Here is a 24,710-nt window from a genome sequence, read left to right on the forward strand (position 1 = left end):
TATTATATGAAAATTACTGATATTAAACTAGGAAAAATTTCTGTACCTTTGAGGGTTCCTTTTAAAACAGCTTTAAGAAGCGTTAATAGTGTAGAAGATGTTATTGTAGAAATTCACACAGATACAGGAGAGATTGGTTACGGTGAAGCGCCACCAACTGGAGCTGTAACAGGAGAAACTACATCTTCAATTATAGGTGCTTTCAAGGACCATATTACAAAAACAATGGTAGGAAGAGATATTGATGATTTTGAAGAAAATATGAAAGCTTTAAATTCTTCAATAGTTAAAAACACTTCTGCAAAAGCGGCTTGTGATATGGCACTTTGGGATTTATACGGACAACTTTATAAAATTCCTGTATATAAATTATTGGGAGGTTCTAGAAAGAAAATTGTAACTGACATTACAATTTCTGTAAATCCTCCTGAAGAAATGGCAAGAGATGCAATAAATGCAATAAAAAGAGGTTATGACACTTTAAAGGTTAAAGTTGGAATTGACCCATCTCTTGATGTAAAAAGATTGCAAGCAATTAGAGATGTTGTGGGTAAAGATGTAAAAATTCGTATAGATGCCAACCAAGCATGGAAGCCTAAAGAAGCAGTTAGACTTTTAAATCAAATGCAAGAAAATAATTTAGACATTGAACTTGTTGAACAACCTGTAGCAGCTCACGATTACGAAGGTTTAAAATATGTTACAGATCATTCATATGTTCCTGTATTAGCTGATGAAGCAGTCTTTTCAGCAGAAGATGCAATGACAATTTTACAAATGAAAGCAGCAGATTTAATAAATATAAAACTTATGAAATGTGGTGGCATATATAATGCCTTAAAAATCACTTCAATGGCTGAACTTTGCGGAGTTGAATGTATGATAGGATGTATGCTTGAAGCAAAAATCAGCGTTAATGCTGCAGTTCATTTAGCATGTGGTAAAGGTGTAATTACCCGTGTAGACTTAGACGGCCCAGTTTTATGTTCAGAAGACCCCATTAATGGAGGAGCTGTATTTAATGAAAAAGAAATTACAGTTTCCGATGCTTATGGTTTAGGTATATCTGGCATTGATGGTATAAAATACTTAGATTAAATTAAAAAGAAAGGATGAGATTTATGGTAATTAATAATGGATTTACTTACATTGCCTTCTTAATGTTTTTGGCAGGAGCTTTGCTTGCATTAGAAAAGTACACAAAGTGGAAAATTTTTAATGTTGTTCCACCATTAGTATTTATTTATGTATTCAATATGATATTTTGCACAATGGGATTATATTCTTCTGAAGCATGCTCAAATGCATATTCAGGTCTTAAGAATAATCTACTTTATGCAATGATATTTGTAATGCTTTTACGTTGCGATTTTCGTAAGCTTGCAAAATTAGGCGGCAGAATGGTTGCAATCTTTTTAGGATGCTCATTTACTTTATTTGTTGGATTTTTAGTTGGATACCCATTATTTAAATCAACACTTGGTACAGATACATGGGGAGCAGTAGCAGCTTTATACGCATCTTGGGTTGGAGGCTCAGCAAACATGGCAGCAATGCAAGCAGCACTTCCAGTAGATGCAGGTGCATACTCATGTGCCCTAGCTCTTGACACAGTATGTTACTCATTATGGATAGCACTATTATTACTAGCAGTTAGATTTGCACCAAAATGGAATAAGGCTACAAAAGCTGACACATCAAAACTTCAAGAAGTTGCAGATGCAGCAGAAGCTGAAGTTGCTAAGGGCAAGAAAACTGCATCATCAGCCGATTGGATTTTCTTAATTGGTTTATCATTAATTGTATCAGCAATTTCTCAAGCAGTAGGAGCAAAACTTTCAGATGTCTTTACAAATATGGGATTAGCAATGTTTGATAAAGGTACAGTTGTAACTTTATTTGTAACAATACTTGGCTTAATTTGTGCTCTATCACCACTAGGAAAACTTCCAGCAGTAGAAGAATTATCTAATGTATATTTGTATGCAGTTGTATCATTACTTGCATCTACAGCATCAGTTGTAGATTTACTATCAGCACCAATGTGGGTAGTATATGGAATATTTATATTAGTAATCCATGTAGTTTTAATGTTTGTTTTATCAAAAATTTTCCACTGGGATTTATGCATGGTTTCAACAGCTTCCCTTGCCAATATAGGCGGTTCAGCTTCAGCACCAATTGTTGCATCAGCTTATGATGCTTCTTATGCAGGCATAGGTGTTCTAATGGGAGTATTAGGAGCAGCAGTCGGAAACTTCTTTGGTATAGGAATGGGACAAATATTAAGGATGTTCTAGATTTTAATGAGGATAAATATTTCTAGAATGATTATGAAAGGTGATATAATATGAGTGATTATTTAAAAATTAAGAAACATATTGAGAAAATAATATCAGAAAGTTCTGGGAATATTTGCCTAAGCTTTTATGATTTAGATGATGAAGAGGGATTTTCCATAAATGAAGATAAAAAAGTTCGTTCAGCCAGTATGATAAAATTATTAATAATGGCAGAAATAATGAATCAATCTAAAAATGGAAAAATCTCTCTAGATACTAAAATAAAAGTTGGTAAAAAAGATAAAGTTGGTGGTTCAGGAATACTTAAAGAGTTTGACTGTGAACATGAATTTTCAATTAAAGAACTTATGACTCTTATGATTATAGTATCAGATAATCAAGCTACAAATATATTAATAGACTTGGTGGGAATGGATAATATAAATCTAATGGGTAAAAGATTAAATTTGAAATCTTCAAGTTTGCAAAGAAAAATGATGGACATAAAAGCACTTGAAAAGGGAAGAGATAATTATATAAGTGCCATAGATGTAAAAGTAATTTTAGAAAAAATTTACAGAAAAACTCTAGTAGATGAAAAATCTTCTGAACTTATGCTAGATATACTTTTAAGACAACACGAAAGACAAAGACTGGGTAGATTTTTAGATGAGGAAGTTAAAATAGCCAGTAAAACCGGAGATTTAGATAAGCTTGAAAATGACGGGGGAATATTTTTCTTGGAAAATAAAAACTATATTCTAGTCGTGCTTATTGATGACGCTGTGACAAATGCCATGGCACAAGAAACAATTGGTAAAATTTCAAAATATATTTATGATGAAATGGGGCGATGAATATGAAAACTAAAAGTATTTATTTCACAGGAGAAGCAAGAACAACAATGGACAATGCTATAACAAAAATCTATGGCACATTTTACATGGCTTTTGAGGTAGATGCTTCTAATGGTAAAATTATTAGAACTGATTGCAACGGAACAATGAAACTCACTAAAGATTTTATAAATAGAATTTTTGAAGGCAAAATCTTTGATGATGACGAAGAAAAAATAATAGAAGAAATATCAGAGAGATATTACGCATCATCAACAAGGGCGATAGTAGTAGCTTATAGAGATGCCTTACAAAAATATAAAAAAGTTAAAAAAGATATTCTTGAAAAAAATAGTAAGGAGAAATACAGTGAAGAATAGATTTTTAAAATTTAAAATTTTTTGCACAATAGTTTTAACTATCTTATTACTTTCAGTGAATTTATATGCTGCAAGTGATAATTCTAATAGTGAAGTTAAAGAGGCAGTTTATTTGGGTGTAGAAAATTATGGTAATTTGAAAAAAGATAAGGATGAAAAATCATTAAAAAATTTTGAACACAAATTTTTTATTGATGGTCAAATTAAGAACTTCAAAATAAAAAGTGATGAAACAAAGAATGATGGATTGCCAAAATTTCAAACACAAAATAAATTGTGGGAAGGATATATTTATAAAGTAAAAATTGATAATAACGAAATAGTTGATGCAGAACTTTTAAATTCTAATTCTAAAGATATGATAAAAGGAAAATTATCAGATATTAGTGCGAAAGAATTAAAAGTCGATGGTAAAAGCATTAAATTAAATAATGACTCAAAAATTTATAAAATTAATTGGCTAGCTGGTGGAACATTAGTTGAAGAAACAGATTTTGATAAAGCTAAAAACGCTTCAGTAAAAGTCACTCTAGATAAAGATGGAAATGCTAAAAATATTTATATTACTTTTATCAGAAAAGATTATAAAGCGCCAGTGAGCTATGAACCAGGGAAGAAAACATTGAAAAACTTCTTATCAAGTGCTTTACAACCAGTTGGAACTACGCTATATGTTTATGGTGGTACTTGGGATTGGCAGGATGATGGTTCAAGTTTAAATGCTAGGACAATCGGTCTTAGTGAATCTTGGTTAGATTTTTTCCAATATCAAGATCAAAACTATTCATACAGTTTGGATAAAAAAGATAATGCAAAAGATTATTATCCTAATGGTTCTTGGAACCAATATTATTATGCAGGAATAGATTGTTCAGGATATGTTGCTTGGTCAGTTTATAACACTCTTAATGATAAAAGTGGTAATGAAGGTTATGTGATGAGTGCAACAAAGATGGCAAAGAATTTTGCATCTAGGTCTTGGGGAACTTATACTAATGATTACTCTATACCTACTAATGATAAAAATTCAGACTTTAAAGTCGGAGATATTTTTTCTATGAACGGACATGTTTGGATTTGCTTGGGAACTTGTAGCGATGGTTCTATTGTAATAATGCATTCAACACCAAGCGATTCTAAAAATGGAAAACCAGGTGGAGGAGTTCAAATTTCTGGGCTTGGCTACGATAAAAATGCGAAGGCTTATAAGTTAGCAGATTATTACATGAAAAAATATTATCCTGAATGGGATGAAAGATATGGAGCAGTTTTAAAAAATATAAAAGATTACACAACTATTAAAAAAGATACAGACGCAGGTAAATTTTCTTGGAACTTAAAAAATGGTATATTATCTGACCCTGATAAATATGCTGAAAAATCTCCTGAAGAAATATTAAAGGATTTATTTAATGAAAAAGAAAATTCTGCACAAGAAGTCATTTTCACAATAGATAAAAATGAGTATAAGAAAATTATTGATGGAAAAGAATCTTCTTTTAATATGGATGTGGCTCCCATTATAAAACAAGATAGAACTTTGTTACCAATAAGATACTTAGCAGAATCTTTAGGAGCAAAAATAAATTGGGATAAGAATACAAGAACAGCTACTTTTATAAAAAATGATGAAAAAGTTTCTGTTCAGGTCGACACTGGAAAAATTCTTTTGTCAAATGGACAAGAATATAAGTTGCAAAATAAAGTATTAATAAAAAATGATAGGATTTTATTGTCTTTGACTAATATTTCTAAACTATTTAAGATGACAAATGGAAATATCAATGATGGAATTAGTCAAGATATAGAATGGGATGGAAGTTTAAGAACAGTAAGTGTAAAAATTAAATAAAAAATTTTTAATTTAGTCGGATTTTGTCCGACTATTTTTTATTTAATTTTCAAATATTATTGTTGAATGGGAAGGTATGAATATATGGTCTAAGTCATAAAGCTTGGTCCATATATTTTTCAATAAAAAATATCTGCCACATCCTATCAGGAGGGCTGATACACAAAACTTTTCACACTACCTATACTTGGATATTTATATATTTCTGTTTTTTAGCTATTCTATAAGTTTTCAAATTTTAAATATTTTTTATTTCTTCAAAATAGTATAGATTTTATCGAAATTACTATAACGGTTCTATTTTGTAAATGCATTTTTAAAAAACACTAAAAAGTACATGAATTATTAATAACTTTAATGTCATCTCTAATTAAATAATTAAAATATAAAACCTGGAAAATTTGAAAAAAATTATTTTTAGTATTGACAACATTAGTATTTAATGTATAATATATATTGTATACAATATACAATATATATTTAAATGGAGGTTTTATTATGAATTATGGATGTCAATCAATGGTAGGAAAGATAACTGATATATTATTGAAAAGTCCAAAGGATGCTTTTATCAGTCAAGAAAACCTAGAAAGAAATTATGAGGCTTTTAATTATATAGGTTGTCCTAATTATGAGAAAACTTTAAAAGAGTATGAAATTTTTGAAGGAATTATTAAGAAGAATGTAGAAAACGTTTATTATTTGCCGAAAGATGATAGAACAGGATTAGATTCTATTTATGCGCATGATTCTTTAAAAGTTACAAAGAAAGGTGCCATATATTTTCCTATGGGAAAAAATTTAAGATCTAAAGAATCATTAGTTACTGAAGAATTTTTAAAATCACACGGCGTGCCAACGCTAGGTAGGATTGAGGCACCAGGAAAAATGGAAGGTGGGGATATAGTTTGGTTAGATGAAAGAACTGTTGCAATTGGCTTAGGATACAGAACAAATAAAGAAGGAATAGAACAATTTAAGAAACTAACAAAAGATTTTATTGATGAATATATTATTGTCCCAATGCCACATGGGGAAGGAAAGGATGAATGTTTACATTTAATGAGCGTTATTTCATTAGTTGATGATGATTTAGCTGTGGTTTATTCAAAATTCATGCCTGTATTTTTTAGAGAGTATTTAATAAAAAGAGGTATTAAATTGCTTGAGGTTAATGATAAAGAATACGCTTATTTAGGAAGCAATGTTTTAGCATTAGATAAAAGAAAATGTATTATTATTGAAGGAGTTCCAGAAATACAAAAAAAATTAGAAGATGAAGGATGTACTGTTTATACTTATCCAGGTAAGGAGTTATCATTTAGAGGAACGGGAGGTCCAACTTGTTTAACTCATCCGATTTGTAGAAAATAGTGAAAAATTTAATGCTTAAAGGGGGGACAAACATGAATCTTGAAAAATTAATATATACTGTTGTCTATGATTACTTATGGGGAACACCGTTAATAATATTAGTTTTAGCAACAGGTTTATATTTTACTTTGCGTTCAGGTTTTTTACAGTTTAGATTTTTTAAAACAGGTTTAAAAAAAGCAATAAGTCAATTTAAGAGTACCAGTAGCGTTGATAATCATAATGGGGTTATATCATCATTTGAGGCTATGAGTATGGCTTTAGGAACTACTATTGGTGTTGGAAATATTGGTGGAGTTGCAGCTGCCATAGCTGTTGGAGGTCCTGGTGCTGTGTTTTGGATGTGGGTTGCGGCGACCTTTGGTCTTGTAGTTAAAACGGTGGAGATAACGCTTGCAGTATACTATAGAACAAGGATGGAAAATGGAGAAACGTATGGTGGACCCAATTATTATATTCATAATGGAATAGCAATAGAAAAGCAAAAAAAAATACTTGCTAAAATATTAAATTTCATATTCGCTTTTGGATTTATTATGGGAGTTTTTATAAACATACAAACATATACAGTTTCAGAAGCTGTGGGCAATACATTTAATATAAATTTAAATGTTGTCGGGATTATTTATACTATTTTTTTATACATGATGATAAGTGGTGGAATGAAGAGATTAGGTAAAATAGCAACAATTATTGTTCCGATAATGTGTTTATTTTATATTATGGGTAGTGGATATATAATAATTATGAATTATGACCAAATAGTGCCATCAGTAAGACTTATAGTAAATTCGGCATTTAAAGGTACTGCTGCGGTTGGCGGATTTGCGGGAGCATCATTTAAACTGGCAATAACATCAGGTATGAGTAGGTCAGTTTTTTCTAATGAAGCTGGATGGGGGACAGCTCCAATGATTCACGCTTCAGCGAAAGTTAATCATCCATTCAAACAAGGATTATTGGGTATATTTGAAGTATTCTTTGATACTTTTGTTATATGTACTTTAACATCACTTGTAATAATACTTTCACAACAATGGGAATTAGGGTATGATGGCGCAACCTTAACACTTCATGCATTTGAAACAGGAGTAGGAACAGTCGGTAGAATGATTTTAGCTTTTGGTGTATTCTTTTTTGGGCTAACTACTTCAAGTGGAGTTTATACACAAATAGAAGTTGTTCTAAGATATGTTTTGGGTGAAAGTAAATTAAAATTTAAATTGTTAACGTTTTATAAATGGTTTTACCCAATTCCTAGCTTAGGAATGGTATTGGTTGCTACTAAATGGGGTCTTCCAGGAGCTTCATTATGGATATTCTCAGATATGTCAACAGCTTTACCAATTTTTGCCAATCTTATAGCCCTAATAATTTTATTTCCAACTTTCAAAAAGGTTTATGAAGATTATATGTTTAGATACAAAGGAATTGGAGAAAATAAAGGAATACCTGTATTTTACGAAGGAACAGATGTGCAGAATGGTGTAGATGAGCCTATAAGTTAATATACCGTGTCATTACTGGCATAATTTAAAGACCAATGTTCTTCAATTAATAATTTTTTTAAAGCGATTAAGTCTTTTTGCTTAATTAATTTTATAATTAGAGAATGTTCATCATTACTGTTATTTAGAGCTTTAGACAATTCTTCAAGATCCGTGGAATCGTAAGATTGGCGTACAAAACGACGTCTAAGGCGAGATAGAGTTTCAATCAACTCGGAATTGTCAGATTTTAAAATATATACATTATGGAAGTCTAATTGTTGTTGATAATATGCCTTAAAATCTCTTAATTTAATACTATTATACATCTTGTTTATTAAATTTGACATCAAGGTAATGTCGCTATCTGTTAGTTTAGGTAGTGCTAGTTCTATAGCAAAAGCGTCTAAGCGACCTATTATTGCATATATATCTTTAGCTTCTCTTATTGTTAGAGGTTTTACGACAAAACCTCTACGAGGTCTTGATTCCAACAGACCTTCTGCTGCTAATTGAATAAGTGCTTCTCGAATCGGAGTTCTTGAGATATTAAGTGTATTAACTATATCCGTCTCATTAATTTTATCGTAAGCCTTTAGTGTGCCATTTTGAATTGAATCTGATATATAATTGTAAACAATATCTTTTAATGATGGAATTTGCATATAATCATTCTTATTTATTGGAAACATGTATATATTATAGTGTATTTTTTTGATGATATCAAGAAGAAAGGAAAAATTATGGATAGATCAAGTAGAATTAAAGAATTATTATTAAAATATGTGGCAACTGTGACCCATACAAGCACAGAATTAGAAAAAAACAATGAAAAATTTTTTAGTGAATGGTTTAATGAAATAGAAAAAAGTTCTAAACTCCCTTTGCATTGTGGTTTTTTTGCAGTACCAAATGATAAATTAAATAGGAAAATTCCCTATGCATTTATTATAGGTAAATCCAAAAATACAATAATTTTAATACATCATACTGATACTGTTGATGTTGAAGATTATGGAAATTTAAAAGATATAGCTTATGACCCAGTTGCATTAAATAAAGCTTATTTAAGTGGAAGTGTAGACCTAAATAAAAATGCGAAGAAAGATTTACAAGAAGGTGGATGGATATTGGGTAGAGGTGCAACAGATATGAAATCTGGTGGTGTTATGCATATGGCACTTTTTGAAGAATACATGACTGACATCGATTTTCAAGGCTCTATTTTATTATTGGGATTGCCTGATGAAGAAAATTCTTCTGCAGGTATGAGAGCGGCTGCATATTTGTTAGATAAACTTCATAATGATTTTGGTTTAGAATATAAGTTAACTCTTAATGGGGAGCCTCATGAGAGAAAGAACCCTAAAAATATGATGATATACGATGGAACAATAGGAAAAATAATGCCAATTTTCTTGGTTAGAGGAAAGCTTGCCCATGTTGGTCAAGTTTATTCAGGTCTAAATCCTATTCATATTCTTTCTGAGATAGTAACAAGAACAGAATTAAATCCTGAATTTTTAGAAAAAGCTGGAAATACAGTAGCTCCTCCCTGTACATGGCTTTATTTTAAAGATAGAAAATATGTTTATGATGTATCTTTGCCAATTTATTTAGGTGGTTATATGTCTATATTACCATTAAGAAGATCACCTAAAGAATTGATGGAAAGACTTTATAATATTTCCAAAGAATCTTTCAACATAGTAATCAAAAGAACTAATGAATCTTATAAAAAATATTGTCAATTATCAGGTGAAAAATATGAGCCAATAATATATGAACCAAAGGTTATGTACTATGCCGATTTATATAACGAGATAATAAGTTCAGGAGATGATAGAATTATATCCCAAATTAAAAAAATAGAAAGTAATTTAACTGAGGATGTTATGTCTAGTAAATATTCAAGAGCAGAAGCTTGTTATAAAATGATGGAAGCTCTTTTAAACTTTTATGAATATAGAGGACCTATAATAGTTTTAGGAATATCAGCACCTTATTATCCAAGTAATAACAATATGGATTTAGAAAATAAAGATAAGATGAATTTGCTTGTTAAAAAAATTCAGTCTTTCGGTAAAGAACAACTTTCTATTGGTGTAGATATTCAAAATTATTATACTGGAATTTGCGATTTGTCATATTCTATGTTCCCGTATGCTCAAGAGGATATTGATTATATTGAAAATAATATGATAATGTGGGGTAAAAGCTACAATATACCATTAAATCTTATAAAGAAATATTCAACTCCTGTTTTAAATATAGGAGCCTGGGGTAAAGATTTTCACAAGTATACCGAAAGAGTTTTAGAGGAAGATCTTGTAAACAGAACTCCAAAATTAATCGATTTCACAATTCGAGAATTTTTAAAATCAAAATAGTTCATTGTAAAAATTAAAAATGTTCATGATATAATTAAAATCAATAAAAGAGATAAAATACAAGGTGATGTTGCAGATTAGATGATTCTACTCTGCAACATCATTTTTTTATCAAATATTTAAGTTTAGCCATTGTGTTTTTTGTTTTTAAATTATTTTCTAGATAGATTTATCTTGTTTCCTATAAAATGGGTACACTTAATAAAGCTGGCTTTAATGAATATTTTTTTCTTAGGAAGCTTTGTATTTTATGATTTCTAAGTTCTTATTTTCTATTTTTGATGCCAGTTTATTTAAGTTTAGCCCTATTGATAAGAGGCATATTTCACTTTTTATATTTTCTTTTCCTCTGTGGTGGAATCTGTTGTAGTTTAGGCCTGACTTTATTTTGGAGAATGCTCCTTCGGCTTGGATTGATCTATTTATTCTTTCTTCTATTCCTTGGTCGGATTTTATGTTTTTTAAGGATTCTTCTCTATATTTTTGAAATGTTTCTGCTATGTAGATTCCTTTGGTTTTTTGTCCTTCTTTGTTCCAATCGAAGCATCTGTAGACTTTTGTTGTTGTTACGTATCCACTTTTTCTTTTTCTGTATCTGTCATTGCATCTTATGAATTCTTTGCCTTCTTGTGATATGTATTTGTCCTGTTTTTCATCGTATTTTAAGCTTTTCTTAATTTCTTGCTCTTTTTTATATTTTCGTGTTTTTGACTTTTCATAGTTTGATGGTTTTATGTAGGATGTTAAATTTTTTTCTGCTAGAAATACATAGTTTTCTTCACTTTCGTATCCTGCATCTGCTACTATCTTGTTTAGCTTATTTGGATTTTTTTCTAGAAGGTCTTTTAAGAATGGTTTTAGGGTGTTCATATCAGATGGATGGTGGGATATGTTTTCTCCTATGATGAAGCCTGATGCACTTGCTAATTGGATATTGTAGGCTGGTTTTAGTTGACCATTTTTCATGTGGTCTTCTTTCATTCTCATGAAGGTTGCATCATGGTCTGTTTTTGAGTAGGAGTTTCTGTGGTCTCCCATTATTTCTAGATGTTTCTTGTAGCTTTCTAGTTTTTCTTTCCATTCTTTTAAATGTTCATAGTCCCTTTGTTCTTTTGTTTTTCTTTTTCCTTTTCCGTAAACGAATTTTATTTTTTTCTCTTTGCAATATTTTCTCAATTGGTTAAAGATTGTTGTTACTGCTTGAAGTACTTGGTCTGGAATTAGACTTTTACTTAGTCCTAGTTCTTCTTTTATTTTTTCTATTAATTTTTCTTGCCACTTTTCTATACTTCCTCTCCATACAAAACTATATCTGTTGGCATAGGCTTCTATCTTTGTTCCATCTATATAGATGCTTGATAGGTCTATCTGTTTTTCTTCTATCAGTATTTGTACCATTTGATTTAGTAGTTCTGGTGTTAGGTCTTGTATTTTCTTTCTAAATCTGTTTATTGTGCTATGGTCTGGCGGTAGTTCTGTATCGAGTAGGTACTTAATTCTTAAATCATATTTGCATGATTTTTCTATTTCTCTTGATGAAAATATTCCTTCTGAATAGCAGAATATTATTATTTGAAGCATGGTTACTGGGTTTACAGTAGGTTTTCTTCCAAATGATGAGTAGACTTTTTTTAGTTCTGATAGATTCATCCTTTCAATTATATTTTTTACAAGCCTTAGTTTAACATCATCTTTTATATATATTTCTGTATTAAAGTTTAATCTTAGTTGAATTGTATCATTAACTAGTGTATAGTTAGTTAATGATGATGTATTTTTAACGGTTTTCATAAATACATTGTATCAAAAAAGGCGAGGATTTTTATGTTTCCTCGTCTTTTTTCTATGATGGGACTTTTGCAACAGCCCTTTGTATTTTATTAATTATAATAATATAGTATAAAATTAATAGGATATTATTTAAATATTTAAAATTAAAATTCTTACAACGAGTATAGAGAAGTTGGTAAATTTTATTTTTAAAGGTATTGTATTAGTTGAAATTATATTGTATAATATAAATGTCAAAGATAGTCAAACTATTTGACAGGAGGTGCTTAATTTTGGAGTACAAAGATTATTATAAAATACTTGGAGTAGATAAGGATTCAAGTCCTAAAGAGATAAAGAGTGCTTTTAGGAAACTTGCAAAAAAATATCACCCAGACCTTAATCCTAATGATCCAAAGGCTCAAGAAAAATTCAAGGAAATTAACGAGGCCTATGAAGTTTTATCTGACAAGGATAAAAAGGCTAAGTATGATGCTTTTGGTTCAAATTATGATTTTTCAGGTGGTTATAATTTTGACCCAAGTGCTTATGGCTACACTTATACTACCGGCGGTTCTTCTGAAGATTTTTCAGATTTCTTTGATATGATTTTTGGTTCAAATGCAAGGAGAGCTTCTTCAGCAAAGGGTTCAAAATTTTCTTTTAATCTTGATGATTTATTTTCTGGAAGAAACTCAAATAGAACTAATCACAATTATGCTAAAGCTGATAGCCCTAAATATGAATCTGAACTTTCTATTTCCATTGAAGATGCCTATAAGGGTGTAGATAAAAAAGTTGGACTTTCCATTAATGGAAAACAAAAGGAAATTAATGTAAAAATTCCACGCGGTATTACTCGTGGTAAGAAAATAAAAGTTAAAGGCTCAAAGTTTGATTTACCAGGCGATGTGCTTTTTAAAATAAATATTAATGATTCTGACAATCTAAGACTAAAAGGTATTGATATTTATAAAAATGTTGAGGTTAGACCTTGGACTGCTCTTTTAGGTGGAGAAAAAACTATTGATACTTTTGAAGGAAAAATTAAGATAAAAATCCCTAAAAATTTGAGTCCTGGTAAAAAATTGAGAATACCAGCCAAGGGTTTTAAGGATATGAAAAACAATAAAGGTGATTTGTATATTGAATTTACTATTGCAAATCCGACAAATTTAACTAAGGAACAATTAGAATTATATAAAAAGTTAGAAGAAATTAGCTAGGAGGTATGTTATGAATTTTGAAAAATATACGCAAAAATCTCTTCAAGCGATAAAAGATGCAACAGATATTGCAAGAGAATATGGCAATCCTCAAGTTAAGGAAATTCATTTAAATTATGCTCTTTTAAATGATAATGATGGGCTTATACCGAGGGTTCTAGATTACATGGATGTAAATAAAGAAGCCGTGAAATCTGAGCTTTTAAGAGTTATACAAAGACTTCCTCGCCAAAGTGGAGGCTCTTTGAGTGCTGATGAATCATACACTAGGGCTCTAGATCAAGCTGAAAAAAATATGACAAAATTTGGAGATGATTATTTATCTGTTGAACATATTTATATGGCTCTTTTAAATTTAAAGGGAACAGACTCATCTTCTGTTTTTAAAAAATATGGTATAAATAGTGATAATTTTCTTTCTGCTTTACAAAAAATTAGAGGAAACCAAAATGTAAGAACTGATAATCCTGAAGATACCTATGATGCTTTAAAAAAGTATGGTAGAGATTTAACTAAAGAAGCTAAAGAAGCTAAAATGGATCCAGTTATAGGTAGGGATGAAGAAGTTAGAAATGTTATTAGAATTTTGTCTAGAAGGACAAAAAATAATCCTTGTCTTATTGGTCCTCCAGGAGTAGGTAAAACTGCAATTGTTGAAGGACTAGCCCAAAGAATCATAAATGAAGATGTGCCTGAAGGCTTAAAAGGAAAAACAGTTTTCTCTCTTGATATGGGTGCCTTAGTCGCTGGTGCAAAATATAGAGGCGAGTTTGAAGAAAGACTTAAAGCTGTCCTTTCTGAAGTAGAAAAATCAGAGGGCAATATTATTTTATTTATAGATGAAATTCATAATATTGTGGGTGCAGGAAAGACTGAAGGTGCAATGGATGCCTCAAATCTTTTAAAACCAATGCTTGCAAGAGGAGAACTCCACGCAATTGGTGCAACCACTCTTGATGAATACAGAAAATATATTGAAAAGGATCCTGCTCTTGAAAGAAGATTTCAAAAAGTTATTGTAAATGAACCAAGTGTTGAAGATACTATCTCAATCTTAAGAGGTTTGAAATCAAAATATGAAATTTTCCATGGTATAAGAATTTCTGATTCAGCAGTTATAGCTGCTGCAACCCTATCAAATAGATATATTACTGATAGATTTTTGCCAGACAAGGCAATTGATTTAATGGATGAATCTTGTGCAATGCTAAGAACAGAAATTGATTCAATGCCTACAGAAATTGATGATGTGAGAAGAAAAATCTTACAACTTGAAATTGAAAGAGAAGCATTAAAAAAGGAAAAAGATGATGCATCAAAGAAAAGACTTGAAAATTTGGAAAAAGAACTTTCTGAAGAAAAATCTGATTTTGACAGATTAAAATCAAGATGGGAAAGTGAAAAGAAAGAAATAGACAAAGAAAAAGTTGTTAAAGAAAAAATTGAAAATGTAAATCATCAAATTGAAGAAGCACAAAGGTCTTATAATTTAGAAAAACTTTCTGAACTTAGATATGGAACCCTTCCTAAATTAGAAGAAGAGTTAAAAGAACTTCAAACCAACAAAAAAGATGATACCATGGTTAAAGAAGAAGTAACCGAAGATGAAATTGCCTATGTAGTTTCAAGATGGACTGGTATTCCTGTAGAAAAGTTGAATCAAAGTCAAAGAGATAAGCTTTTAGATTTAGGAAATATTCTCCACAAAAGAGTTATAGGTCAAGACGAAGCTGTTCAAGTTGTTACAGATGCAGTTATTCGTGCAAGAGCAGGCTTAAAAGCTGAAAATAGACCCATAGGTTCCTTTATATTTTTAGGACCAACAGGAGTTGGAAAAACAGAAACAGCAAAAGCTTTGACAGAAGCCTTATTTGATGATGAAAAAAATATGATTAGAATTGATATGAGTGAATATATGGAAAAATTCTCCGTATCAAGACTTGTAGGTTCACCTCCAGGATATGTAGGTTATGAAGAAGGAGGTCAACTAACAGAAGCTGTTAGAAGAAAACCCTATAGCGTAATATTATTCGATGAAATTGAAAAGGCTCATCCTGATGCATTTAATATTTTACTTCAAGTCCTAGATGATGGAAGACTTACAGATAATCAAGGTAGAACTGTAGATTTCAAGAACACAGTTATTATCATGACATCTAATATCGGAAGTCAATACTTGATAGATGGAATAGAAGAAAATGGTCAAATTTCTCAAAGTGCAAGAAATGAAGTTGATAAAGAACTTAGAAGTAGATTCAGACCTGAATTTTTAAATAGGGTTGATGAAATAGTATTATTTAAGCCTTTAGTTAAGGACCAAATCTATAAAATTATTAAACAAACTATAAAAGATATAGAAGAAAAACTTTCTGATAGACAAATAAAAATTGAAGTTACACAAGAAGCTTTAGAATTTATTTTAAAGGCATCTTTTGATATCAATTATGGAGCAAGACCAGTAAAAAGATACATCAACCAAAGTATTGAAACAAAACTTTCACTACTTTTAATAAAGGGAGAAGTTACAGAAAATAGCACTGTAATTGTTGATGTTAAAAATAATGAATTAGACTTAACTGTAAAAAAATAAATAATAAATAATAATTAATAGCTGTAGCAGCCTAAAAAATGCTGGGACAGCTATTTTTTATATTAAAAACATATTTTATTTAATTCATTATTTTATAAAATTATGATAAAATATATTCATTGTTTTATAAGGAGGTAGTATTAATTTGAATTCTAGTTTTTTGGAAAGAAAATTTTCATTAACAAAACGAGGAACAAATGCTAGAACAGAATTTCTTGCAGGATTAACAACATTTATGACAATGTCATATATTTTAATTGTTAATCCAACAATGCTAGGTAAGGCTGGAATGGACCAAGGTGGGGTATTCACCGCGACAATAATTTCATCTGTTATTGCAATGTTATTTATGGGTCTTTATGCAAATTTCCCCTTTGCTCTTTCTGCTGGGATGGGACTTAACGCATTCTTTACTTTTTCCATTGTTATCGGTATGGGTCATGATTGGTCTTATGCACTAACGGCTGTATTTTTAGAAGGTATTATTTTTATTTTCTTATCTATTTTTAAGGTTCGTGAAGCTTTATTTAAAGCGATTCCTTTGCAACTTAAAAATGCAGTATCAGTAGGTATAGGACTTTTTATTGCAATGATTGGTGCCACAAATTCTGGAATAGTTGTAGCTAACGAATCAACATTTCTTGCTTTGGGAAATTTAGTAAGTAAGGAAGTATTAGTTACATTTTTCTCACTATTAATTATGGGTATTTTATCAGCAAAAAAAGTTAAAGGTGCACTTTTATATGGAATTATTGGCGGTACAATTTTAGGACTTATTTTGGGAGTTACTCAATTACCTTCACAAGGGATTTTATCTTTGCCACCAAGTTTAAAACCAGTAGCTTTTAAACTTCATTGGGATAATATTTTTACCTTAGATATGTTTTCAGTAATGTTTACATTCTTATTTGTTGATATTTTCGATACCTTAGGAACCATTACAGGTGTAGCAACAAAGGCTAATATGCTTGATGAAAAGGGTAATCTTCCAGGTATAGGAAAAGCATTATTATCAGATGCAATCGGAACAGTTGTAGGTGCACTTTTAGGTACAAGTACAATTACAACTTTTGTTGAAAGTGCAAGTGGGGTAACTGATGGAGGTAGAACTGGACTTACTTCTTTATCTGTTGCATTTTTCTTCTTCTTATCCCTATTCTTATTCCCATTATTTTCAATAGTGCCTTCTCAAGCAACAGCAGCAGCTCTTATTATTGTCGGTCTATTTATGATGAGTCCTATCAAAAATATTGACCTTGATGATTATACTGAATCATTACCAGCATTTTTGACAATAATAATGATGCCTTTTGCATATTCAATAGCTGAAGGTATTTCTATAGGAATGATTTCTTATGTATTTTTAAAAGTAACAACTGGTAAATACAAAGATGTTTCACCTGTTATGTATATTTTAGCTATAGTATTTATTGTTAGGTATATAAGAATGTTCTAAAAAGAACTCATATTTAAATATATAGTTTTTTAGAATATTAAATTATTTTATCAAAAAAAGGTCGGATTTTTCCGACCTTTTTAAATTTACAAAGTATCTTATATTTTATATTGGAAAAATATGGGAGTCCATATAAATTCATTTATAAATTATTTTATTTTTTCAATTATTCTCGATTTTGTATCAAAGCCAACACTTGTTCCTGTAAAAGAATTTTCCTCCCTGGCAAGGTCTGACATTGTATCAACAATTTCTTTAAATTCAGGAAGTTCTTGGGTTTTTCTATCAAGTTCATCTATGCCTTTTTGTTTGAATTCTAAAAGTTTTTCTGTAAAAAATCTCATATTATTATCAATAAGATTACTGCCATTTTTTAGTTCGGTAGTTCCTGAATTCAACTCAACAATTCCATCATTTAATTTTTTTATTCCATCTCTCATTGGAACAATACCTTCAGTTTTTAATCTTGGAAAATCATTAAACATTTTTGATTTATCTTTAAATTCTAAAAGACCATTTGATAGTTCATTTGCTCCTGAATTAAGTTTTGAAGAATTTGAGTCGAGTTCAGCTATGGCATCGGTAAATTTACTTACACCATCTTCACTTTGTTCCGTACCTTGTCTAAGTTTAGTTGATCCTTCTTTTAATTTAGTAGTTGCATCATCTAGTTTTATAAGAGAATCTGACAATTTTGTGATTTGTGAAGTATCTAATTTTGAAGAGGCCTCATCCATTGCTTTTTCAAGTTCAGAGTTAATTTTATCTGCACCAATATATAGTTCTTCTGTTCCAGTTTGCAATGCTTGAAGACCTTCAGGCAGTTGTGACAAACCTGCATTTATTTTACTTGAATTTTCTGCTAATTGTCCTATTCCTCTTGGTAAGTCTTTTAGACCTTGCAAATGTGCTGACATTCCACTTAATTGTTTAAGCCCTTGAAGGTTGTTTCCAATTGTTTGGGTTTTTGTTCCGATATTTTGTGCATTTTGTCCAATATTTTGTGCAGCTCCTACTAACTTTGCAACAGCTTGTTGAGCCGCAGGATCTTGGCTTCTACTTAAAATGGCTATAGCATTTTGTATTTCTTGAACTGATCCTCCAATTTGTCCTGCACTATTGCCTATACTTTTAAGATCACTTTCAACGTTAATAGTTCCAAGTCCTGATAAGTCAGGAATAGTCATTTCTTGAACTTTAGAATTTAGCATTTGTAAACCGGCATCAAACTGTTTTTCTCCTTCTGCAAGTTGAGCTACACTTGCAGATGCTTTTGATGCACCTTCATTTAGTTTATTGGCTCCTGCAGAAATTTTTCCTATTCCATCTTTTAGCTCAAGAAGTTTAGTCATTGCTTGATTTTTAAGTTCATCAACTTTACTTAATTTACTTGACCCTTCTCTAAGTTTAGTTGTAGCATCTTTTAATTTTCCAATGCCATCATCTAATTCAACTGATCCATCCTTTAATTTTTTTGCACCATCTTTCATTTCTCCTGTTTTCTCATTCATCTTTCCAACAGCAGATGTGTAGTCATTTATACCATTAGTAAGTTTATTTCCACCTTCATACATTTCTTCGGCATATCCCGGTACAGGTTTTACTTTTTCAATTACTTCATCAAATTTATCTTCAAATTCTCCGGATTTTTCATAGAGTTCATCAGATCCGTCATGAAGTTTTTTTACTCCTCCTCCCATTTCTGAAAGACCGTCATTTAATTTATGTTGTGCATCTGATAATTTTTCAGATGCATCAACTAATTTTTGGGAATTATCTTCAAGCTCTCTTACGCCGTTACGCAATTTATCAATAGATTTAATATTAACTTCATTTTGGAATAACTCATTTGATATAAGAGCGTATATTTCAGCAGGTTCGTAATCTTTTATATCCATTTCAATTTCGACTTCATTCCTAAATTCTTCCATTTGTCTGTCATCAAGTATTGTTTCAAAATTTTCTTTTAGACCTGGTGTTAAAACGGAAGTTATAACCTGATTTTTTCCATCTTTTATAATTTTTGCATCATCAGATTCTATATTTGAAGCAATTTCTTGTCCTAAAGTCATGGCTACTACAACAGTGTAAGGTGCATAAATTTTTGTTTTTTTTCCATTGATTTTTTTGATGACGTACTTATAATTTTCTGCGGATAAAACTATTTTTAAATGTCCTGATTTTCCTTTTAATTGACTATTTTGTATCTTTTCACCATCAAGATAATATTCAACATTAACATCAACTGGGATTTCTTTTTCACTCTTTCCTTGGTAGTAGATATCTTTGACATTTTCATCCCAATAAATATAACCGTTATTATCTTTTATTTGTTCATCCGTTTTTAAATTTTTAACTTTTTTTAAGTTGGTTTTGTCTTTTCCTTTTATATTTTCTTCAGAATTTAACCATACTGATACAGTTTTATCTTTTATATTTTCATCTTCTTTTAAAACATAAACCGTTTCACTTTTATTTATTACACTTGACTGTGCAAAAACGGTATTTGTTAAAATCATTGAAGATAAAGCGATTGAGATTATTTTTTTATTTAGATTTTTATTCATTTTTCTTCTCCTTTACTTTTAAACTTTTAGTAGTATTTTTTATAAGTGGAAAACTTATAGATATTATGGCCGGCAATAAGACTAAAATTACCAGCATGCTTATTATTGCGCCTCTGGCTAAAAATATGCATATTGTTGATACAATCTCCATTTTTGAATACATTCCAACTCCAATAGTTGCAGCCATAAATGAAAGAGCTGAGGCAACAATTGATTTTGAAGTTTCTTTTACAGAAATCTTAAGAGATTTGTCTACATCTTTTAATTGTTTGTATTCAACTAAAAATCTGTCGGTCATTAATATTGAGTAATCTATAGTTGAGCCTAGCTGTATTACACCTATAATTATTGATGTAATAAATGGAATAGTATGATTTAAGTAAAAGGGTATACCCATATTAATTTGAATTGCCAGTTCAATAGCACCAATTAATACAATAGGTATGCCTATAGACTTAAAAACAATAGCAATGATTAGAAAAACGACTCCTATAGAAATAGCATTTACAATTTTAAAATCTCTTTCAGAAATTACTGTTAAGTCATCTGTTAACACAGCTTCTCCTGTCAGAAGTCCTTTTTTGTCATATTTATTTATTACATTTCTCATATTTTTTATTTGATTTTTAACTTCAGGCGATGCAGTTTGATATTTTGAATTTGTCATTATCATTTGATAGCCGCCCTTTGAAAAATTATCTTGTAATTTGTTTGGCAAAAATTCTATAGGAAGAGTCACACCTGTGACTGAACTTATACTCAAAACTGAATTTATACCGTCAATTTCTTTTAAATCACTTATTAGGTCTTCAAGCGAAGAGTTTGACAGGTCATCTTTTACCAAAATAAAATGTGTGCTTGCCATATCATAATCTTTTTTCATTTTATTAAGGGCAATAATTGAATCAAGATCTTGCGGAAGAGACCTATCAAGGTTGTAATATAATTTAGTATGGATTGAACCGTAAATTGCCGGAATAAATAAAACTATAAAAATAGCAAATAGTGCTTTTTTATGATTTATTGTAAATTCAGCCAATTTATTAAATTCAGGAAGCAATACCTTGTGATTATATTTATTAATAAATTTTTCAACTACAAGAAGCATAGCCGGAAGCACAATAATAGTAGAAAGAAGTCCTATTAATACTCCCTTACTCATCACAAGACCTATATCTTTACCAAGACCCAGTCGCATAGCTATTAAAACTATAAAACCTGCAAAGGTTGTAAGAGAAGATGCAAATAGAGATGAAATAGTTTTTTGAATTGCTATATCCATAGCATCATTTTTATTTTCACAGTATTTTTTCTCTTCAACATATCTGTGATATAAGAAAATTGAGTAATCCATTGTAACAGCTAGTTGCAAGACGGCAGCTATAGCTTTTGTTAAATAGGATATTTCTCCTAGAAATATATTTGTGCCAAAATTATAAATAACTGCATAGCCTATAGTTAGTATGAAAACAAAAGGAACTATTGTGGATTCGTTAGTTAAAGATAAAATTATTAGACCAAGGGCAACAGCAAGACCAACATATAGTGGAGTTTCTTTGTCGATTAAATCCTTAGTATCTTTTACAAGGGCAGAAATTCCGCTTAAATATTTTTGCTTTGATTCAATTTTTTTTATCTTATCAATGGCATTCATCGTCTTAATAGAAGATGAAGAATCACTGAACTTAACTATCATTAAAGTTGAATCTTTTGAATAAAAAATATCTTTAATATCATCAGGCAAAAATTCTTGGGGAACCATATCTCCTACAGTAGATGATTTTGATATTACATCTTCAACACCGTCAATCTCTAAAATTTTTTCTCTTAAAATTTCAGCCTCATGGTCAGTTCCCTCTAAGATAAGCATTCCCGTTGCTGCATTTTTAAAATCTTTATCAAGAATTTCTTGTCCCTTAGTTGAGTTTAGGTCTTTAGGTAAATATGATAAGATATCATAATTTACTCCCGTAAGTTTGTAGGCAATTAGGGAAGGGATAATTAAAGCTGTCATTATGAGCAAGACAAATTTTGGCCTATGTGATATGAATTTTGTAAATTTTTTCATATTATCACTACATTAAAAGACTTTGTCTACGATTTTAAAAAGGACAGGTTTCATTTCATCAATACTTAGAACTGAACCTTCCATAAGAGATGATTCACAAGTTGAAAGTACAATTTGAATTGTAAGTGATAAAATAAAGAGTCTTTCTGATTCCGATAATTTCACAGAAAATAAGTTAGAGTATTTATTTAATACAAAATTTAATGTCGTTTCCGTTTCTTCAAATCTCTCATCATTTTCAACTTTGGCATAAAGAGCCCAGTCCAAATTTTTAGAAATAAGATTTAGTTCTAAAGGATTTTGTACCAAATAATCAATTATATAATTAATAAATGAAATATATTTTTCTTTAGTATTATTACCTAGGCATTGATCTTCAGCTTTGTAAAATAAATCAGTCATTATATCCAGCACTATTTTTTGTTCAAGATCTTTTTTATCTTTAAAATATAAATAAAAAGTTCCAAGACCAAAAGTACTTTTTTTCATAATATCCCTAATAGAAGTTTCTTCTATTCCTTTTTCCTTAAATGAAAAAAGAGCAGCTTCAGTTATTTTTTTCTCCTTTTCTTTTTTTCTTTCTTCTGACTTTAACATAAAACCTCCACTTTCTTTTATTGAACGATGTTCATTTAACATAAGAAAAATTATACACTTTTTTTGAACAAAGTTCAACTATATAAATAAAAAATTTTTTTATTTAATTTTATTTTAGTTGGGTATAATAACAAGAGTAAAATTACTTTAAATTTTTTAATTTTATTAAATGAAAAAAGGTGTTGATTATGAAAAAAAGTTTTAATTATTTTAAGGCGAATCCAGCAGGCAATATTACAGGTTTTGTTGTATGGCCTGTTTATCCAGGATATAGAAAGGCTTATGCTGATTGTATAAGAAGTCAAATTGATAGTGATGTTGAACAAGTGGGATTTATTTCTCCAGCCTATGAAGGAGCTCCACTTCGTTTAGATATGATGGGTGGAGAATTTTGTGCCAATGCAAGTCGTGCCTATGGACTTTACAGTGCAAGTTTTTATGATGTAGAAGGACCTGTAGATATTGAAGTTTATGTTTCTGGCAAGAAGGGAACAACAGATGTAATTGCTGATGTTACAAATTCTACAGCCTATGTTGCTATGGATAATCCGATAAATATTTCAGATATAGAAATTGATGGAAAAACATACAAGATTTTTGAATTTTCAGGAATAAGTCATTTGGTTGTTGAAGAAAAAGAAGATAAGGAATTTGTAGAAAAAGCCCTTAAAGCTTTAAAAGAAAAAGTTCAAACTGATGCTTACGGAGTAATTTTTTTCAATAAAGAAGAAAAATCCTATGTTCCTTATGTTAATGTAATTAAATCACAAACTCTTGTGCGTGAATCTTCATGTGGTTCAGGAGTGATTGCACTTGTTAATTATTTGAATGAAGAAATTCCTGGTGAAGATTATCAGTTAACTTTGAAGGGACCAGCTGGTGATTTGACTGTTACTGTAGATACTTTTGATGGAGAAAAGAAATATCTAGTTGGTGGTCATGTAGAAATGGAAAAACCAAGAAAAATCACCATTGATATACCAGCAGATGTAGTCAAAGCTGTAACTGAAGAGCACAACAAACAAGTGGAAGAAGAAAAATTAAGAGAAGCTAAAGAAAAAGTGGCTCAAGAAGAAAAAGATAGGGAAGAAGAATAAGTTTAAAGTATTTAAAATAAAAGATTAACTAATTACACAAAAAAGCCTAGGGTTATTGTGGTGACCCCATAAAGTTGGACCAAATACCAGAGAGAATTTATATTTTCTCTGGTATTTTTTATGCTGCATTCTTTTCTCTATATTCTATTGGACTTAAATATCCTAATTTTTCTTTTATCCTATCTTTATTGTAATATTCGATATATTCTTCTATTGTTTCTTTTAATTCTTTGTATGAATAGAATTTTTTACCATGGTAGATTTCTTGTTTTAGTATCCCAAAGAAGTTTTCCATTGGGGAGTTATCTAGGCAATTTCCCTTTCTTGACATTGATTGGGTTATTCCTTCAGCTTCAAGCTTTGATGTGTATTGTTTTATTTGATAAGCCCATCCTTGGTCTGAATGAAAAATTCTCTCTTCTTTATTTGTACTAGTCATTTCTATTGCTTTGTCTAAGGCTTTTTAGTATTGGTTCTAATGTTGGATGCTTTGATATTTCATAGGATATGATTTCACTGTTATACATATCTAGGTAGGGATTTAGGTAAAGTTTCTTTATTTGATAGTTTCCATTTTTATCTTTTTCTAGGTATTTAAATTCTGTTGTGTCTGTTGTTATATATGTGTTGGCTTTTTCTACTTTAAAGTTTCTATTTATTCTGTTGTCTGCTACTCTTCCTATTGTTCCTTTGTATGAGGAGTATTTTCTTGTTTTTCTTGAGAAGTTTGTTACTTGA

At 30.1% G+C, this 24,710-nt stretch carries 18 protein-coding genes and 1 pseudogene; 12 read left to right on the forward strand and 7 right to left on the reverse strand.

All coding sequences use genetic code 11. From position 1 onward, the window contains the following. Window positions 1-6: 6 nt before the first annotated feature. The 7 genes from F594_RS0101320 (at window position 7) to F594_RS09155 (ending at window position 8,232) form a co-directional block, all read left to right on the forward strand. A complete protein-coding gene (locus tag F594_RS0101320; RefSeq protein WP_019034291.1) occupies window positions 7-1,098 on the forward strand; it encodes a dipeptide epimerase in 1,092 nt (363 codons plus the stop codon). Window positions 1,099-1,121: 23 nt separating this feature from the next. Continuing rightward, entirely contained in the window at window positions 1,122-2,300 is a 1,179-nt protein-coding gene (locus F594_RS0101325; RefSeq protein ID WP_004823903.1) for a DUF819 family protein, read from the forward strand. Window positions 2,301-2,350: 50 nt separating this feature from the next. Continuing rightward, on the forward strand, window positions 2,351-3,139 hold the full coding sequence (locus F594_RS0101330) for a serine hydrolase (protein ID WP_019034292.1): 789 nt from the start codon (window positions 2,351-2,353) through the stop codon (window positions 3,137-3,139). Window positions 3,140-3,141: 2 nt separating this feature from the next. Continuing rightward, a complete protein-coding gene (locus F594_RS0101335) occupies window positions 3,142-3,498 on the forward strand; it encodes a DUF3870 domain-containing protein (RefSeq protein WP_019034293.1) in 357 nt (118 codons plus the stop codon). Next, on the forward strand, window positions 3,488-5,350 hold the full coding sequence (locus F594_RS0101340) for a copper amine oxidase N-terminal domain-containing protein (RefSeq protein ID WP_019034294.1): 1,863 nt from the start codon (window positions 3,488-3,490) through the stop codon (window positions 5,348-5,350). The genes F594_RS0101335 and F594_RS0101340 overlap by 11 nt, the downstream gene beginning before the upstream one ends. 498 nt (window positions 5,351-5,848) lie before the next feature. Continuing rightward, window positions 5,849-6,724 carry a dimethylarginine dimethylaminohydrolase family protein gene (locus F594_RS0101345; protein ID WP_019034295.1) on the forward strand — a complete coding sequence of 292 codons (876 nt, stop codon included), beginning with the start codon at window positions 5,849-5,851 and terminating at the stop codon, window positions 6,722-6,724. 32 nt (window positions 6,725-6,756) lie between these two features. Further along, window positions 6,757-8,232, forward strand: coding sequence for an alanine/glycine:cation symporter family protein (locus F594_RS09155; protein ID WP_019034296.1), 1,476 nt, complete (start codon window positions 6,757-6,759; stop codon window positions 8,230-8,232). Here the strand turns inward: F594_RS09155 and F594_RS0101355 are convergent. Beyond that, entirely contained in the window at window positions 8,229-8,876 is a 648-nt protein-coding gene (locus F594_RS0101355) for a GntR family transcriptional regulator (protein ID WP_019034297.1), read from the reverse strand. The genes F594_RS09155 and F594_RS0101355 overlap by 4 nt on opposite strands. Before the next feature lie 78 nt (window positions 8,877-8,954). On the opposite strand from F594_RS0101355, the gene F594_RS0101360 reads away from it, so the two are divergent. Beyond that, complete coding sequence (locus F594_RS0101360; protein ID WP_019034298.1) at window positions 8,955-10,601, forward strand: M20/M25/M40 family metallo-hydrolase; 1,647 nt, start codon at window positions 8,955-8,957, stop codon at window positions 10,599-10,601. Between the two features lie 231 nt (window positions 10,602-10,832). On the opposite strand, the gene F594_RS0101365 is transcribed toward F594_RS0101360, so the two are convergent. Beyond that, a complete protein-coding gene (locus F594_RS0101365; protein WP_019034299.1) occupies window positions 10,833-12,392 on the reverse strand; it encodes an IS1182 family transposase in 1,560 nt (519 codons plus the stop codon). A gap of 272 nt (window positions 12,393-12,664) precedes the next feature. Between F594_RS0101365 and F594_RS0101370 the strand changes: the two genes are divergently transcribed. The 3 genes from F594_RS0101370 (at window position 12,665) to F594_RS0101380 (ending at window position 17,643) form a co-directional block, all read left to right on the forward strand. After that, window positions 12,665-13,597 (forward strand): J domain-containing protein, encoded by a 933-nt coding sequence (locus tag F594_RS0101370; protein ID WP_019034300.1) that lies wholly within the window; start codon window positions 12,665-12,667, stop codon window positions 13,595-13,597. A 10-nt stretch (window positions 13,598-13,607) separates the two neighbouring features. Beyond that, a complete protein-coding gene (clpB, locus tag F594_RS0101375; protein ID WP_019034301.1) occupies window positions 13,608-16,187 on the forward strand; it encodes an ATP-dependent chaperone ClpB in 2,580 nt (859 codons plus the stop codon). A 145-nt stretch (window positions 16,188-16,332) separates the two neighbouring features. Continuing rightward, window positions 16,333-17,643: an NCS2 family permease gene (locus tag F594_RS0101380; protein WP_019034302.1), complete on the forward strand. Its 1,311-nt coding sequence runs from the start codon at window positions 16,333-16,335 to the stop codon at window positions 17,641-17,643. 149 nt (window positions 17,644-17,792) lie between these two features. Here F594_RS0101380 and F594_RS0101385 read toward each other — a convergent pair whose 3' ends face one another. From F594_RS0101385 to F594_RS0101395, 3 genes are read right to left on the reverse strand one after another with little or no spacing between them, the layout of a single operon-like run. After that, window positions 17,793-20,210: a YhgE/Pip domain-containing protein gene (locus tag F594_RS0101385; protein WP_019034303.1), complete on the reverse strand. Its 2,418-nt coding sequence runs from the start codon at window positions 20,208-20,210 to the stop codon at window positions 17,793-17,795. Continuing rightward, window positions 20,203-22,278, reverse strand: a complete 2,076-nt coding sequence (locus F594_RS0101390) for an efflux RND transporter permease subunit (RefSeq protein WP_019034304.1) — start codon at window positions 22,276-22,278, stop codon at window positions 20,203-20,205. Before F594_RS0101390 ends, F594_RS0101385 begins: the two co-directional genes overlap by 8 nt. 12 nt (window positions 22,279-22,290) lie before the next feature. Beyond that, window positions 22,291-22,875, reverse strand: a complete 585-nt coding sequence (locus F594_RS0101395; RefSeq protein ID WP_009344803.1) for a TetR/AcrR family transcriptional regulator — start codon at window positions 22,873-22,875, stop codon at window positions 22,291-22,293. A 188-nt stretch (window positions 22,876-23,063) separates the two neighbouring features. On the opposite strand from F594_RS0101395, the gene F594_RS0101400 reads away from it, so the two are divergent. Then, complete coding sequence (locus tag F594_RS0101400) at window positions 23,064-23,972, forward strand: hypothetical protein (protein WP_019034305.1); 909 nt, start codon at window positions 23,064-23,066, stop codon at window positions 23,970-23,972. 118 nt (window positions 23,973-24,090) lie between these two features. Here F594_RS0101400 and F594_RS09455 read toward each other — a convergent pair whose 3' ends face one another. After that, entirely contained in the window at window positions 24,091-24,411 is a 321-nt protein-coding gene (locus F594_RS09455) for an IS3 family transposase (protein WP_026302279.1), read from the reverse strand. Next, window positions 24,404-24,710 (reverse strand): annotated as a pseudogene (locus tag F594_RS09710) (IS3 family transposase); the annotation flags it as partial. The pseudogene F594_RS09710 and the gene F594_RS09455, both read right to left, overlap by 8 nt.

This window comes from Peptoniphilus lacrimalis DSM 7455, assembly GCF_000378725.1.
Lineage (GTDB): Bacteria > Bacillota > Clostridia > Tissierellales > Peptoniphilaceae > Peptoniphilus_A > Peptoniphilus_A lacrimalis.